General features: G+C 52.8%; 10 protein-coding genes. All 10 read left to right on the top strand.

Annotated elements, in window-relative coordinates; all coding sequences use genetic code 11:
* Window positions 1–82: 82 nt before the first annotated feature.
* The 10 genes from HG66A1_RS15825 to HG66A1_RS15775 all read left to right on the top strand — a co-directional run bounded on the left by HG66A1_RS15825 (window position 83) and on the right by HG66A1_RS15775 (window position 16,767).
* Window positions 83–1,495, top strand: coding sequence for an SBBP repeat-containing protein (locus tag HG66A1_RS15825; RefSeq protein WP_145185833.1), 1,413 nt, complete (start codon window positions 83–85; stop codon window positions 1,493–1,495).
* A gap of 1 nt (window position 1,496) precedes the next feature.
* Entirely contained in the window at window positions 1,497–2,558 is a 1,062-nt protein-coding gene (locus HG66A1_RS15820) for a hypothetical protein (protein ID WP_145185830.1), read from the top strand.
* 381 nt (window positions 2,559–2,939) lie between these two features.
* Complete coding sequence (locus tag HG66A1_RS15815) at window positions 2,940–3,893, top strand: DUF1559 domain-containing protein (protein WP_145185828.1); 954 nt, start codon at window positions 2,940–2,942, stop codon at window positions 3,891–3,893.
* 100 nt (window positions 3,894–3,993) lie between these two features.
* The gene (locus HG66A1_RS15810; RefSeq protein ID WP_145185825.1) at window positions 3,994–4,428 is read left to right on the top strand and encodes a carboxypeptidase-like regulatory domain-containing protein; all 435 of its coding nucleotides are present in this window, start codon (window positions 3,994–3,996) and stop codon (window positions 4,426–4,428) included.
* A gap of 181 nt (window positions 4,429–4,609) precedes the next feature.
* The gene (locus tag HG66A1_RS15805) at window positions 4,610–8,866 is read left to right on the top strand and encodes a DUF1592 domain-containing protein (RefSeq protein WP_145185822.1); all 4,257 of its coding nucleotides are present in this window, start codon (window positions 4,610–4,612) and stop codon (window positions 8,864–8,866) included.
* A 71-nt stretch (window positions 8,867–8,937) separates the two neighbouring features.
* Window positions 8,938–10,242: a DUF1552 domain-containing protein gene (locus tag HG66A1_RS15800; protein WP_232106583.1), complete on the top strand. Its 1,305-nt coding sequence runs from the start codon at window positions 8,938–8,940 to the stop codon at window positions 10,240–10,242.
* Between the two features lie 13 nt (window positions 10,243–10,255).
* Window positions 10,256–10,951, top strand: a complete 696-nt coding sequence (locus HG66A1_RS15795; RefSeq protein WP_145185819.1) for a GntR family transcriptional regulator — start codon at window positions 10,256–10,258, stop codon at window positions 10,949–10,951.
* 396 nt (window positions 10,952–11,347) lie between these two features.
* Complete coding sequence (locus HG66A1_RS15790) at window positions 11,348–13,912, top strand: hypothetical protein (protein ID WP_145185816.1); 2,565 nt, start codon at window positions 11,348–11,350, stop codon at window positions 13,910–13,912.
* A 426-nt stretch (window positions 13,913–14,338) separates the two neighbouring features.
* Window positions 14,339–15,220, top strand: coding sequence for a YybH family protein (locus HG66A1_RS15785; RefSeq protein ID WP_187782050.1), 882 nt, complete (start codon window positions 14,339–14,341; stop codon window positions 15,218–15,220).
* A 56-nt stretch (window positions 15,221–15,276) separates the two neighbouring features.
* On the top strand, window positions 15,277–16,767 hold the full coding sequence (locus HG66A1_RS15775; RefSeq protein WP_197993493.1) for a hypothetical protein: 1,491 nt from the start codon (window positions 15,277–15,279) through the stop codon (window positions 16,765–16,767).
* Window positions 16,768–17,152: the final 385 nt, after the last annotated feature.

Raw genomic sequence — 17,152 nt, 5'->3', positions numbered from 1 at the left:
GATCGGAGCTGTGTTAACACGGTTGCGTCGATTAGAATACGTTTAACAACCTTTTAGAAAATGTTTCAGGATTAACTCTGTTATGAACCGGACAGCCCGTCGTATGAATATGCATGTCGCCAGTTTGGCAGTCACGCTGACTGCTCTTCTTTTCTCTAGCGCTCTACAGGCGGGGCAGCCGGCCGGGAAGAACGAGAAGCAGTCAGCCCGGAATGTGGAATGGGTTCAGCAGGCTGGAGGTCTCAAACACGACAAGATCCGCGGGATCACCGTCGACGCAGCCGGGAACTGTTATGTGACCGGAGAATTTACTGAAACCGCCGAGTTCGGCGATCAGAAAGTCACCAGCAAGGGAAGCATGGATTTCGTGCTCGCCAAATACAGCCCGGAAGGGAAACTGCTCTGGATCCAGACCGCCGGGGGCACCCTGATTGATCGCGGTTACGCCGTAGCAGTCGACAAGGCTGGCAATGCATTTGTGACCGGTCATTTCCAGAGCCCGGAATTTCAGATTGGCGATCAGGTCCTCTATAACCGAGGAGACTATGATTATTTCATTGCCAAATATGATCCGGACGGAAAACTTGTCTGGGCGCAGAGTGAAGGCGGCGCGGGCTATGATTACGGACATGGAATCGCAGTGACTCCCGCTGGTGACTGCTGTGTCGCCGGTTCATTCGCTGGTGATGTCAAAATCGGTGATGTCACTGCTCCGAACAAAAAAGGCCGTTCCCTGTTCGTTGCAAAATATGACAATAACGGAAATCTGCTCTGGGCACAGTTGGCTGGAAATGGTCGCGGTCAGAGCGGCCATCAGATCGGCGTAGACCGGGTCGGCAACTGCTATGTCTGTGGCTACATTACCGGACAGGTTGAACTGGCGGGAGAGCAGGTAGGGACAGATACTGCGGTACAGGACATCTTCCTGGCCAAACTCTCTCCCAATGGCAAGCTGGTCTGGTCAGTGAATTCCGGGGGACAGGCGAACGGACTGAGCACCGGCGTGGCGGTGGACAGTCGCGGAAACTGCTACATTACCGGGATGTTCAAGAATGAAGCCCGCTTTGGTGACACCGTCATGAAGAGCAGGGGCACGCACGATATTTTCGTCGCCCGCATCAATGCAGACGGAACGACTGCGTGGGCCTGTACCGGAGGCGGAGAAAAAATCGACTACGGACTGGGAATTGCCGTCGATCAGCACGACAACTGTTACGCGACCGGTGAATTCAGCGATGAAGTCCACTTCCAGGGGCAGCATTTCAAGAAACTCGGCGGCCGTGATCTGTACATTGCCCGCTTTGCCCCCAATGGAAATCTGGACTGGCTGGAAATTCTGGGAGGCGAGAAAAGCGATTTGAGCTATGCGATCGCAGTCGACAAAAACGATAACTGCTACGTCTCCGGTGCGTTTTCACCAGCGACCCGCTATCAGAAACACGAACTGACCAGTCGGGGCAGCAATGACATTTTCCTGATCAAATTGAGTCAATAATATGAGCCTACGAATTCTGTTGAGTCTTGGTCTGCTGGTCACCTGTTGTTCCACTCTGCAGGCACAGCAGGTAATCAAACAGAAGTCTAAAGCAGATTTGCAGAAAGCGGGAGCGCCCCTGGCCGCTGCACGGCGGCAGGCCATTCATGCGCTCCCCTTTCAGCGCCCCTTGACTGATGCCAGGCTCAAGCAATGGCTGCAGATCACCTCCCGCTGCACGATGGCCGAGTTTGAACTCTTTCTCGCGCCGCTTACACCTCAGGAACAGAAGCTGCTGCAGGTGATCGAATCTAAGCCGGCACCCATTGTTAACCGGCTCCATTTTGAGAATCTGCGGGACATTTTAAAACAGAAGGCACTGGTTTCCCTGCGCGTGGAGCAGCAGCGGGAACACAATCGTTTATCACACACGACACCAGCCGTTGAGAATCTTCTGTATGGCGCCTTTGATGCGGTTTTCGCCAGTATCGGGCCACCCCATGGTTCTCCCCGCTATGGGGATGTGATTATCCGACTCAAGGATTCTGTACGGGAGAATGGCTGGGCAACTCCCTTCAGTGGGATGCATTTCATGTACTCCATCCGCCACAAAGACGCCCGTAAAATGCAAGACCTGCTCGCTGCCGGAGACAAGCTGCCCACGTCGCCCTGGAATCCTTTAAGTCTGGGATTTGATGACCGTCTGCATTTTGCCAACTATGTCGTGACCGAGCAGTATTGGAACCGGGCTCTCGCTTATCAGGCGATACTCGTCCAGCGGAACCTGGATGATTCTCCCGCCAGTCAGAAGGTCCGGGAACGGTTTGCGCAGATGTTGACCGAAAAAGATCCGCAGAAGTTCTGGAGCCTGTTTATCCCGCCGCGCGTCAAAGAGGCATCGACAGAGATGAAAGCGGAAGAGATTCCCTTCGGTTACCTGGAAGGGAAATTTGACGATCAGCTTTCGATCCGCTTTTTTGAATCGATCGAAGTTCCGGCTGACAAACTGGACGAAGTTCGCAGCTGGCCGGAAGCGCAGCCTTACCTCTCTCTGATCAAAGCTAAACCCGAGGGAACTCCCTGACATCTCCAAATCAAGCGATATTGAGACTTCAAAACCGCGATCTTACGCGCCCTTTCTTCCGTTCTGTAATGCCTGAATTTTGTGCAGATTGCTGTTCTGATGGTCTGATAGTGGGGTGAACTATGCTCGGGGCGTCAGCGGCGTTTTCCCTGTACACTGCTCGAATCCTCAATATTTCAGGCATTTCAGCGGCCGGTGATCCCATCGTTCAAAATTTCATCGAGAATTGGCGTCATTTTTGCATTTTCCATAAGAGATGTTCTTCGGAAGAGGAGTGTCAGGATCAGCTGTACTGATTTGAGATTTATTTTCCACAAGTCGGTCCTGCAGAATTTCCTCTTCCTTTATGCATTTATTTATTTTTATGGAAAGTGTTAAACGATGGATTTATCAAAACAGAATCGACTCAGAACGCGCGGTTTTACGCTGATTGAGTTGCTGGTCGTGATTGCCATTATCGCAATCCTCATCGCATTGTTGCTGCCTGCAGTCCAGCAGGCACGGGAAGCAGCCCGCCGCAGTTCCTGCAAAAACAATCTCAAGCAGATGGGACTGGCGTTACACAACTATCATGACGCCCACAGTGTCTTTCCTCCCGCTGCAATTGCCCCGGGCAGCTGCTACTGTGAGCGGGTGCTGGGTTTGTCTGCTGGAACGTCTCCCAAACTGTTGAACCACACGTTCTACCAGTTGCTGTTACCCTATCTCGACCTGGCGCCGTTGTACAATAAATACAACTTCTCGCTTTCCTCATCGGATCATGTAGCACGCTCTGATGGCAGCTATTGTGGTTCTGTCGGACCCACGTTTGCCGGTTCGGGACAGTTAACTGTCGCTCCGAATAATTACCCGGTCTTTCTTTGTCCGTCCGATCCGGATCAAACCAGCTACGGCAGCTATCAGAAAACCAGCTACGGCCGTGCCGGATACACGACTGAGTACAGTCTCGTTACCACATATGGAACTGATTCGAACCGGTTAAAAGGGACGCTCGGCTTCAACGGCTCAGCCAGAATCGGTGACATCAAGGATGGGACGAGTAACACCATGGTGCTCATTGAGTCACCACTGTTGCTGACCAGTTCCTCCTACGGTCCTTTCTGGAATTCCTATCGGCACACCAATGTGATTCTGCCTTATTCCTATGGGATCAATAAGAACCATCCCGGCTACGATAAACCGTATGCCTGGGGAGCCGGCAGTCACCATGTCGGGGGATGTCACATGCTGATGAACGATGGCAGTGTGCGTTTCCTGAGTGAGAATGTGGATCGAATTACCGTGATTCAGGCACTCGTCTCCATCAAAGGGGGCGAGGTCATGCCGGAATTCTAAACGGTAGTCAGTGTACGCGATTCTGAAATCATTCACAGTCGGAAGCATCAGTCAACTGGCTGATGCTTCCGGCGTTTACCCCTTTGCATAAGAGAGAACCATGTTTACCAACGCGCTACGAGTTCAGATAGTTCCACTGGTCTGCGGATTGCTGCTGATCTTGAATGCAGGATGTTCCGGCAATTCCGCTCAGAAACCCGAACTGGCAGAAGTAACAGGAACGGTGACCCTGGATGGAAAACCACTGTCCGATGCCATCATCGATTTCTTTCCTCAGTCAACTGCTGACAAGAGTCAGTCGCGTGCCTCATCCGCCGCTACGGATACAGAAGGAAAATATACCCTGCGGTATGACAACAACACGAGCGGCGCCATCCCCGGCGAGCATCTTGTCCGCATCAGCAAGCCCGATGGAGGAGCCGAGGTCGCCGGTCCCGAAACCTTACCCGCCCGGTACAACGAGCAGACAACTATGCAGGTCACAGTCTCTAAAACCGCACCAAATCAGATCGATTTCGACTTGAAAAGTAAGTAAATTAAGTGCCGACCTGAAACCAGTGTGTTCATAATAACACTTTTGTTTCTGAGTCGGCTTTTTCAGGCCTTGACAAACCTGTCGACAGTCGACACTCTGTAATCCAGCTGAAGGTTTTCATGTCGGGGGGAACACATTCCCCGATCGAGGTTTGCTTTCGTAAAACGCCAGGGAGTGTCGTATGCGTTCGGGATCTGGATATCACGCTGGTTGCTGTTTTCTACTCATCTGTGTGTGGGCTTGTGCCTGTAGCCAGACTCTCTCAGCACAGACTCCAGACCCATTTGCTCCCCTGCAGGCAACTTTCGCGAAACAGCAGCAGGCTGTGCTCAAAAAGTACTGTTTGAACTGTCACAATACAGCCGAGAAACAGGGCGAACTCGATCTGGAACAGTTCCGCAGTGTGTCTGATCTCCGCCGGAATGTGACTCCCTGGCAACGGGTTGTGGAGATGCTCCGTGATGGGGAGATGCCTCCCGAGGATGCAAAGCCGCAACCGACGCAGGCGGAACTCGCATCCTTGCAAAAGTGGGTGCAGGCAGTTCTCGATGCGGAAGCCCGGGCAAATGCGGGAGATCCCGGACCCGTTGTCTTACGCAGGCTGAATAACGCCGAGTACACGTATACGATCCAGGACCTGACCGGAGTCCCTCTGGAACCGGCGCAGGAGTTTCCCGTCGACAGTGCTGCCGGCGAAGGTTTCACAAACGTGGGAAATTCGCTGGTGATGTCTCCTGCTTTGATCCAGAAATACTTCGCTGCCGCTAAGAAAATATCCAGTCATGCAGTCCTGCTGCCGGATGGTATCGAGTTCTCTTCGAATACCACCCGCAGGGACTGGACGAACGAAAAACTGGCTGCGATTCGCGAATTCTATGCACGTTATACAGAAAGCAAAGGTGCGACCGCGGTCAACCTGCAGGGGATCCAGTTCGAAACCAATGGCGGAGGACGACTTCCCCTCGAAGAATATCTGCAGGCTACACTCAAAGAAAAAGAGGCGCTCCAGTCGGGGCAGAAAAGCCTGGCGTCCGTCGCACGTAAATACGAATTGAACGAGAAATATCTGACCCTGCTCTGGCAGTCCTTGACTGATAAAACTCCCTCCGTAGTACTTGACCAGATCCGTGTCTTCTGGAATCGTGCGGAACCGACGGATGCCCCTCAACTGGTAGAGCTGATTCAACAGTGGCAGTCAGCACTCTGGCGGTTCACGACAGTCGGGCACATCGGCAAACGGGGCGGCCCCGAGGCCTGGCAGGTTCCGGTGCAACCAGTCACCACGCAACAGGAACTGCGTTTGAAGTTACCCGAGGTGAAAGCCGGAGAGTCGGTTACACTCTATCTGGCAACCAGTACAGCCGGCGATGGAAATCAGGGAGACTTCGCGCTCTGGCAGAATCCGCGTTTGATCATTCCCGGACAGCCGGAATTACCCTTGAAAGAAGTCCGTCAGTATCTCGCGTATCTGACCGCTTACCGGGAGCGTCTGCTGGATCATACGGCAGCCTGTCTGAATGCAGCGCTGGAAGTAGAAACGGCAACAGCAGCGGTCAATCTGGAAAAACTGGCACAGAAGCACGACATCGAACCCGTAATTCTGCATGCCTGGCTTGCCTGCCTGGGCCTGGATGGCGGACAGCCGACTATCGAGGGATACATTACCAGGCAGACTGAGCAAATTCAGAACTATGACTTCGTCAAAGGCTGGGTAGGCGAGCAAGCCTTGAGTGTTGTGGCGAATGCATCCGATCAGGGTGTGCGAATTCCCGGCGAAATGCTGCCACACCATGTCGCCGTACATCCCACACCCCAGCGGCGGGTGATCATTGGCTGGAAAAGTCCCATGACCGGCACGGTCAATGTCAAAGGTGCTGTCAGGCGGGCACATATCGGTTGTGGAAATGGAGTCGACTGGCGACTGGAATTGTGGCGCGGCAATACGAGACAGATGCTGGCTTCTGGGAACGCCACCACCCGGGAAACGTCTCCCGTGGAGATCAAAGAACCGCTTAAGGTACGAACCGGCGATATGCTGCTGCTTGGCATCGGTCCGCGGGACGGAAATCACTCCTGCGACCTGACAGACGTTGATCTGACAATCACTCCTGGGACAGCAGGAGCATCAGCATGGAATCTGGCTCGTGAGATTTCATCCGATATTCTGGCTGGTAACCCGCACGCGGATCAGCAGGGCAATCCCAATGTCTGGCACTTCTTCAGTGAGCCGGATCAGTCTGTCTCTCGCATTGCTGTTCCTTCAGGCTCGATACTGGCCCGCTGGCAGACCGAAGCTGACGTTGAAACACGCAAGCAGCTGGCAGCAGAATTACAGCGTCTACTCACAGCTGGGCCAGACCAACTCCCCGAAAACGCTCCGGATCGAAAACTGTATCAGCAGCTAACATCACTGCGCAGCCCCGCTTTTGAAGCACTCAGACAACAATATCGGCCTGATCGGCAACCGGTCACAGAACTGACTGAGGAACAAGCCTATGGTCTGGACCCACAACTGTTTGGCAAACATCCGGCAGGCACGTCCGTAGATCCGTCTACACTCTGTGTGCAGGCACCTGCTGTGGTTGAAGTCCGCTTACCATCCGAACTGGTTGTAGGAGCTGAATTCGCAGCCACTGGAAAGTTACATGCCGACACCAGTCAACAGGGGACCGTACAACTTAAAGATTCCACGGAAAAACCAGAGTCGCTGACTGAGCTACACGCCGGCGCATTTCGGAGTGGGGGGAAGAAATCGACCTGGTCCGATAGTGAAAAGCCAGTGATCCCGATTTCGCCGGTACTGGTCAGTGAAAACAGTCAGGTCAAAGAACGTGTCCTGGCACAGTTCGCTGAGTTCCGCAATCTGTTTCCTGCCGCCTTGTGTTACACGCGCATTGTTCCCGTTGATGAAGTCGTCACTCTGACGCTTTACTATCGGGAAGACGAACATCTGCAGCGGCTGATGCTGAATCCAGATCAGACTGCAGAACTGAATCGACTGTGGGACGAACTGCATTATATCAGTCGCTCACCCTTGCGACAGGTGGATGCCTACGAGCAGCTCTGGCAGTTCGCGACGCAGGACGCCGATCCAAGTGCCTTTACTCCCATGCGGGAGGGCATCATGCTACAGGCAGAAGTATTCCGCACCCGACTTCAGACAACTGAGCCCCTGCATATTAAAGCGGTCCTGAAATTTGCAGACCGCGCCTGGCGGCGTCCTCTCAGCTCAGCAGAACAGACCGAATTGAAAACGCTCTATACACAACTCCGGCTGCAGAAGCTGTCTCACACCGAAGCGATCCAGATGCTGCTGGCGCGAGTGCTGGTCTCTCCAGTCTTCCTCTACCGGACGGAAGCCGCTCCCTCTGGAAGCCAACCCGCCCCCGTCTCTGATCATGAGCTTGCCTCCCGTTTGAGTTATTTTCTCTGGTCGTCGCTGCCTGATCAGGAACTCCGTGAACTGGCGGCTCAAGACAAGCTTCGTGATCCAGCCGTTCTGAAGCAGCAGGTAACGCGAATGCTTCAAGACCCCCGAATCAGACGCATGGCGATTGAATTCGGCTGCCAGTGGCTACACGTGCGCAACTTCGATCAGTTTGATGAGAAGAGTCAGCGACATTTCCCGGAGTTCACAGAACTTCGCAGTGATATGTACGAAGAGGTGATTCGATTCTTTACCGATCTTTTACAGCAGGATCGTTCCCTCCTGGCCATCCTGGATGCGGACTATGTCTGGGCGAATCAGCGGCTGGCCGAATTTTATGGTCTACAGGGAGTGGCAGGCGCAGACTGGCAGCGGGTAGAGGGAGTTCAGCAACAGTCCCGGGGGGGCATCCTCGCGATGGCGGCGACACTCTCGAAGCAGTCCGGCGCGTCACGAACGAGTCCGATCTTGAGAGGAAACTGGGTTTCGGAATTTCTACTGGGTGAGAAACTTCCCCGTCCTCCCAAAGACGTACCGGTTCTGCCGGAAGAAGTTCCTGCAAACCTGACCGAGCGACAACTGATTGAACAGCACAGTGCCGATCCTGCCTGTGCGAAATGTCACAAGCGCATTGATGGCTTCGGATTCACTCTGGAACAATTCGACGGCATTGGGCGTCTGCGGAATCAAGATGCGAAAGGACATCCGATCGACGATGCTTCGGTTTTACCCGATGGAACCGCAGTGACAGGAATCGCCGGTCTGCGTAATTATCTGCTCAACGAGCGGCGAGATGATTTCCTGCGGGCCTTTAATCGGCGTCTGCTGGGCTATGCCCTGGGACGCTCGGTGCAGTTGTCTGATGAACCCCTGCTGGATCAGATGACGACTCAACTCGAACAGGATGACTACCGGATCACGACTGCGATTCAGGCCATTGTTCTCAGTCCGCAGTTCCGCATGATTCGCAGTGCGGAGCAACAGAGTGTCAGCAGCGTGACAGCGGACTGATTCAATAGAATCTGTTAAACTAAAAGATGAATAGAACTGATACCGAATTCTGAATATTAAGGAGTTATCAGATGGGCGCTTTTATGACAACCCGACGGACCATGCTGCGAGGGCTCGGCGTAACCATGGCATTGCCCTGGCTGGAATCGCTGCGGGTCTGGGGAGCAGAAGCGGGCAAGAACGCAGTTCAAGGAGAAGCTCCGATTCGGTTTGCAGCGCTGTTTTCCGGCAATGGTTTTCACCGCGAACACTGGTGGGCCAAGGGGAGCGGCAAAACAATGGAACTGGGTAAGGTCCTTGAACCGCTACTGCCACACCGGGAAAAAATGCTGTTTATTCAGGGACTGTATAACGAGGAAGCGCTGAAAGGAAATATTCACAGTTCCCAGACGGGAAATATTCTCACGGGGGCGCCGCTCGAAGCAGGGGGCGGCATTCGCAGCGGAATCAGCATCGATCAGATGCTGGCGAAACAGTACGGTCAGACGACAAAAGTCCCCAGCCTGGTCCTGGGCTGCGAAAAGTCGAATCCGTCAGTCCACAAGAACTATTCGATGCTTTACAGCAGTCATATCTCCTGGAGTTCTCCAACAACGCCGACGCCCCTGGAAGTCTACCCGGCGCTGGCCTTTGATCGACTGTTCCGCAAAGATGCGAGTCAGAGTGATCAGAGTGTCCTCGATGCCGTCCTGAGTGATGCTCGTGATTTGCGACGGGGGATTAGCCGCAGCGATAAACAGAAGCTGGATGAATATCTTAATTCGGTGCGTGAAGTAGAACAGCGGATCGATCGGGCAGGGCAGCGAGGGGAATTACAGGGCTGGCGTCCCACGCTTGATAAACCGAATGTTCCCCGGCCAGCGGATGGCATTCCCCAGGACATCGCCGAGCATATGCGACTGATGTGCGATATCCTGGTACTGGCGTTTCAGACCGATGCGACTCGCTTCTGTACCCTGAAACTGAACAACGATCATTCGTCTTTACGCTTTCCCAATCTGGGCGTGGATTACATGATCCACCACCTGCTGTCACATCAGGAATCGAATGACTGGCTCAAGGTCAATCAGTTCTTTCTCGAGCAGGTAGCCTATATTGCAACCAAGCTGGATGCGATCCAGGAAGGGGAACGAACCGCACTGGATAATACCATGCTGATGTATTGCAGCAGTATGCTCACCGGCAGTCATGATGCAACCAAACTGCCCGTCGTAATACTGGGCCGCGGAGGAGGCAAGCTGGAAACCGGACGGGTGCTGAATTATCTCGATCAACCTAATCGAAAAATGTGCAGCCTCTATCTGTCGTTAATGGACCGTTTCGGGTTGCACCTGGATCAGTTCGGCGATGCAACAGAACGCCTGGCAGGTCTCTAGACAGGAATAAATAATGAGTATTGATCAATTTTCGAAAGGTGGCGCTGCTCAGCCAAAACTGAAACGGCAGACCCTGACACAGGCAGTCGAGTCCCGCTTGCGCAGTGAAATCATCCAAGGCGTGTACGAACCCGGGACAATGCTTAGTGAACCCGTGCTTTCGTCTGAACTCGGAGTCAGCCGATCTCCGGTCCGTGAAGCACTGTTGATCCTGGAGCGGGATGGTATCGTGGAATTCGATGAACGCGGGCGTACCCGGGTCGCTACCATGACCGCCGCTGACTTCGAAGATCTGTACCTGCTCCGTCTCGCAGTGGAGCCAATGGTCGCTGTGCATGCGGCTGCCCAGGCAACTTCAGCTGACTATGCTGCACTCGAAGCGAATATGAAGGCAATGCAGAATACAAAAACGCTGGCAGAGATCAGCCTGTTGGATATGGAATTTCATGACCTGCTGGTGGCCTCCAGCAGACGTTCCCGGCTGATAGCCACCTGGCGCTCATTGCGCCCTTCATTGGAACTCTGGCTCGCCGCTTTACATCGTCGTCATGAACAGATCACCGGCCGCGTCAAGGAAATCACAATCGACAGCCATCAGGAACTGATCGACACGCTCCGCAGCGGTGATGGAGCCTCGATTGAAAAACTGATGCGCGGGCATATCGAAGGCTGGTATCAGTGGCTGCCGGAAATGAATGAGCTGTGCTGATGCTGTCTGATTATTCCGCTTCAAGAGATACAGAGCAGGCTGCGACTGTAAAGATTCTTTAACAAACCACGCGCCTCCGCTAACTCGTTGAGACAGAAGTGGTGGTAATGTGTGCATAATGACTGGTGACAGGAAGTGGAAACCAGCAAATTTCCGGGTAACGCGTCCCATTCTGATTTTAGACAGGAAATGCTTACCTCTCAGGACTTTAATTGCTTTGAATAATGACTCTTGGCAGTGCCAATTTTCCTCGTCCAACCGTGGAGTAAACATCTGGGATAGAGAAAGTGCGCAAAATACAGCAGAACCCAATTTTCCGGTATGAAAATAGGTAGAGTAGGCTGGTAGACTGACTGGAAAGACTGTCATCCACTCTCAAAAAAGTACCTGCGTGAAATGAATCAGGAAAATCTGTCGCCCACATCGCGTTCTTGGAAAATGCCGATCCTGCTGCTGATCATCTTTGCTGTGTTAGGCACGGCACGTCTGAATCAGTTCTATTTTTATAACCCGGACAGTAGTGATTATGTACTGATGGCGCGGGGGTTTGTTGATTTCCAGGAATATCGACAGTTTGATCGACCAGGGGAGCCTTACTTCACTTTGCGTCCGCCAGGCATGTCGGTTCTGTTGATGCCTGCTGCAATCATTGCCCCCTACGATGTAATCGCCGCAAAAGTGACGGTATTGAGTACCGCCCTCGTCATGATCTGGCTCTTCTATACACTGGCCTGGCGACTGATAACCAGTACAGATCCCGAGTCTGCGGAGTCATTGTCGCCACTGCGCTGGTCGGTTCTGCTGGTCAGCCTGGTCCTGATGACCAATCCCTATGTTCTCGTTTATGCCACAATCGTGATGAGCGAGATCCCCTTTATGGCATGCACGCTGGCAGTACTCTACCTGTTTTCTGCCGAGGAAGAGAAATGGTCTCTCGGAAAACTGGTTTGTCTGACCGGATTGCTGGTTTTTATTCCCTTTCTCAGAACCATCGGAGTCGCCATGATTCTGGCCGTGGGACTCTGGTGTCTCTTTAGTCGGAAACGCTGGATCTGTCTGATCCCGGTGGGACTCGCGGTCGGAACGACCGCATTCTGGATGTTCCGCAACAGCCAGTTCAAAACAATGAGTTACAGTTCCATCGCGCTCCAGGAAATGAAGACTGCGGGAGTGGTCGGCACAGTAATCAGCATGCTGAATCGGCTGCTCGTACACATCGACGGATTATGTCAGAAAATCTTCCCCGGTCTGCCGGGAACCGTGCCTGAATATAGTGGAGTCCTTTCCGGAGAGTATCATGCACTCCCCGGTTCTCCCTTGATCTATTCGCTGGGGAGCGTAGTGATACTTGTCATCTCGCTGGCAGGCATGCTGCGCTGCTGGAAACGCGGTGGTGCAGTCTGCTTCCTCTACTTGTGTCTTTCGCTGGGAGTGCTTTCTGTCTGGCCCTGGATGCAGACACGTTTTTCACTCCCCTGGTTGCCCATGATTCTGGTCTTCATTCCTGCAGGCCTGTTTTATATCAAAGAGTCTTCACTGAGTCATCGTGCTGGGTTGCTGAAAACACTCGCTGTGGGAGGTGTCGCGGGAGTCGCTGCTCTGCTGTTCTCACAAACCTGGGTTGATGCCAATCTGATTACAACAAATCATCTCATGAAGACGGAGAGTGAAGAGGAACTTTCTAACGAGGACCTCATCATGTTTGCCAGCGACTTCGTCAAGGCGGGCGAATGGTTGAATCAGAATACCGCACCTCATGCGCGTGTGTTAACACGGCGGGCAGAAGTCTCCACAGCCAGCCATCGTTATCAGAGACTGTTTTATTTCGAACCGTCCAATATCGAACAGCTGCATAAAGCCATTCAGTCCATGGGACAATGCTACCTGGTCACTTATGGCAAACATACGAATGATATGTTTCCCCGATATCTGCTGGATGATGATCTGATTTATCGCTTCACTCCGGTTTACGAGGAAGAGGGAATCGTGGTTATTGAAGTGACGCCGAACTATGAAGGGACAGTCCGGGATCAGTACTGGCGGGAAGATGAGGCTATGGAACTGGCACGAAAACGGCTGGCTCGAAACCCGCGCCGTATATCGGTCTGTATGACATATCTCAATCAACTGCTCAAAGCGGAAGAGTATGATCAAATTATCGCATTCATAGGCGATCTCGAACAGGCCGGGATACAGGATGCCCGCTTCATGAGTATGCTGGGCTGGTCATACCTTGGTAAACGCCAGTACGACCAGGCGCTGGAAGAATTTGCCCGCGCCACGCGAACTCCGGGACAGAAATTGATCCGGGGCAACCTGAATGACGGAATTAAGCTGGCTCTCAAGCGACGGAAAGCGGCTGAGGAGAATCAGGGGAAATCACAACATGAAAAACCGGGCAGCTATCTGAAACTGACTGACAACATGTGGCAGCTGGTCATGTTCGACAAAGCGGAAAAATTTGCGCACAAAGTGCTAGATTCAAAACAGTCTACAACCGCTGAATTGGATCAGGGTCACGTCTGGCTGGCTCGGCTGGCACTGATTCAGGGGAATTCGGAACAGGCGCTTCAGGAATTAAACCAGGTGCAGGATGCGGACAATGAAGCTGCTCAGGCTCTACGACAGCGCCTGGACCTGGAGAAAATGATTACCTCTGCCTGGGCCAGTGAATCTGATTCCTCTAAGGTACCTGATTCCAGTCAGATTCTGAAACTGGCCAAACTATACGAGGAGCAGGGGGTTCCGGGCAAGGCACTCAAACTATTGCAGCAGGCTCATGATCGCAATGACTCTGATACACAGATCTTGAGAGAGGTGGCCCGCCTGCAGTTGTTCTACAGTCTGCTCGATGAGGCAGAGACCAGTTACCTGAGTCTGCAGAAGACATCGCCCGATGATCAGGAGATCCAAAAGGCGTTGCAACAAATCGCCCGGTTCAGGGAAACGCCTCGTTACTAACTGCTGTTTTCACAGTATTATTCCTGCCCGCCCGGGGATGCTCAGTTTCTCTGGTGTGATCTCAAGCTCCGGCAGCCAGTTCTGGCGTTTCGAGTATTCTCCCTCTGCGCCATACAGGCTCTGAAAACTTTACGGGGGCTGCAGATCGATTTGATGAAAATCTGTAGAGAAAGAATCAGAACTTCTGGCAGATTCGAAATGAATATGCGAACATGGAATCAGGTGACAAAGCAAGGCTAAGTGTTCTCTGATGGGAGTTTCTGTGGGGCCGCAGGAATTCATTCCGTGGTTGAACCGTCTGCAATCGCAGAGTTTCTCAGGCGAAACAACACGGCGCTTTGTCCCGAGATCGTCATGGTAAGACCGGGAAATTCAATTTTGCATTCTGAATTTCTGATTGAGAAGCCCCGTTTATGGAGAAAAATAATGCGTCGAGTACTACCGCTTCTTTTACTGCTGTGTTCAGCGGGTCAGTTTTTGCATGCGGACGATGCAAAACCAGATGAGGAAGGCCTGATTCGCACTGCGATTTCCTCTTACAAAACAGCTTTTGACAAGGGAGATGCCAAAGCTGTTGCCAGCCACTGGACACCCGAAGGGGAATTCACTCCACCGGGAGGCGAAACAATCAAGGGACAGGCCGCGCTGGAGAAAAGTTTCACAGAGTATTTTAAGGATTCGCCTGGCGCTAAAATCGAACTGGAAAGTGTCGATATTCGGCTGATCTCACCAGGTGTTGCCGTTGAGAACGGTGTGGCTGAAGTCATTCTGCCGGAACAGGAGCCCAGCGTCACTGAATACTCGGCCGTGCATGTGAAAACGCCCGCTGGCTGGAAGCTGGATAGTGTAACAGAAACAGAGGCCATAGTGCCTCAATCACACTACGAACAGCTGAAATCACTGGAATGGATGATCGGAACCTGGGTTGATGAAGGCGATGATGGTTCCGTCGAAACCGTCTGCAAATGGACCAAAAATAAAAACTTCATGACGCGTTCTTTCAAGGTGCATATCCAGGATCGCGTTGCTCTGGAAGGGACGCAGATCATCGGCTGGGATCCGGATAAACAGACCATCCGTTCCTGGTTATTCGACTCAGAAGGTGGATTTGGTGTCGGGATCTGGACCCAAACTGAGAATCGCTGGACTGTACGCACATTGCAGGTTCTGGCGAATGGCGAGAAGGCCACTGGAGTTAACGTCATCACCAAAATCGATGACAACAGTTTTACTTTTCGTTCTCTGGGACGCGAGGTGGATGGCGAACTCCTGCCGGGAGTCGACGAAATCACCATTGTCCGCAAGTAATCTGAGTGGTTTCGTAATTCATCGCTAATTATCAGCTTTAATATAAGGTGGGAAAAATGAGAACTCCCCAAATTGCATTCTTTGTAGCGCTTTTATCTGTATCGTTACTGACGCACGATGCCTACTCCCGCGGCGGTCGCGGTGGAGGAGGAGGCGGTGCTCGCGGCGGGGGTGGAGCCCGTGGTGGTGGAGGAGGATTTAACCGGGGCGGAGGTGGGGGAATTTCCCGGCCCAGCCCCTCAATGAGTCGGCCTTCGCGTCCCAATGTGTCACGACCCAGCGGGGGTAACCGTCCCAATTTGGGCAACCGCCCCAGCGGTGGTGGCGGAAATCGACCGAATCTGGGGAATCGTCCAGGCGGCGGGAACCGGCCTGATCTGGGGAACCGCCCCGGAGGAGGTAATCGGCCGAGTGGTGGAAACCGTCCCAACCTCGGCAATCGTCCAGGAGGGGGAAACCGCCCCGACTTCAGTAACCGTCCCACCCAGGGACAGTTGCAGGACTTTTTGAACCTGCCGGGTAACGGAGGTGGTAACCGTCCTGGCGGAGGAAATCGACCTGAAATCATTAATCGCCCAGGTAGCGGCAATCGGCCCGATGTTGTGAACCGTCCGGGCAGTGGAAATCGACCGGGGGGAGGAAACGGACCGGAGATCATCAATCGACCTGGTAGTGGCAATCGTCCTGATGTTGTGAATCGTCCGGGCGATGGAAATCGCCCTGGAGCTGGCAACCGACCTGGTGCAGGCAACCGTCCCGGAAATCGCCCCGGCGACCGTCCCATCAATAACCGTGGTCCCGGTAAGCGGGATATTTCGATCAATCAGATCAACAATAACCGCGTTCGCGTGGGTAACAACGTTCGAAATAACTGGAATAACAGACATGTGAACGCCTTCAATCGCGACTGGTGGACTCAGCGTCCCGGCTGGAATACTCCTGCTTGGCGTTATCAGCGTGGTTGGGGACGTTACCCGGCCGGATACTGGTGGCGCCCTGTAACCGCTGTCGCTATGACCTCCTGGTTCGTAGGCTGGTGGAACACTCCCTCCTATTATGAGTATGGATCAAACATCTATTACGAGGACAACTCCGTGTATTATGGTGACCAGCCGGTTGCCACTGCGGACGAATATTATCAGCAGGCATTGTCTCTGGCTGATTCCGCTCCTCAGGATTCGCAACAGAATGCAGAAGAGACGGACTGGATGCCGCTGGGAGTCTATGCCATTACGAATGCTGACTCCGAGGAGACCAATATGGTTCTGCAGTTGGCGGTGGACAAGGAAGGCGTGATCGCGGGAACGTTCTACAACGACATCTCTGATGTGACGCATCCGGTTGAAGGCATGGTTGACAAAGACAACCAACGCGCTTCCTGGCATTTTTCTGATGGCAGTAATCCGGGGCTGGTCATGGAGACCGGCGTTTATAATCTGACACAGGATCAGACCAACGTGCTCGTTCACTTCAATGAAGAGAAGACACAGACCTGGTTACTGGTGCGTCTGCCGGAACCAAAAGGAGACGATACTCAGACCAACTGAGTAAAGTCTCTATCAAGATGAAATAGTTGATAGTCGTTCGCCCCCTGAAATCTACGGATTTCAGGGGGCTTTTTTATTTACCATCAGGTCGTCCCGATCCGTACATACTGCACCAGGTTCACTAGACCGACGCGCTTGTGCATATCAGGACGAATTGTCTCTGGCAGATCTGATAGATTGTATCCTGAATTCATGTTGAAATAGGATGAATGCGCATATATCGACTGTATCAATAAAAATGAAAAATAGGTTATTTAGGACTAGTTAGGGTAGTAATGTATCCTGTGATTGGATATGGGTAGAGTATTAATACGTGTATACATGTGCTAAATGTTCATACTGGGTAGTTTCTGTAACTGACTAATTTTGTGTCACTTAAAGGAAT

This window comes from Gimesia chilikensis (assembly GCF_007744075.1).
Classification (GTDB): domain Bacteria; phylum Planctomycetota; class Planctomycetia; order Planctomycetales; family Planctomycetaceae; genus Gimesia; species Gimesia chilikensis_A.
The sequence above is the reverse complement of the archived record's forward strand: the minus strand, read 5'-3'. Positions and strand labels throughout refer to the sequence as shown.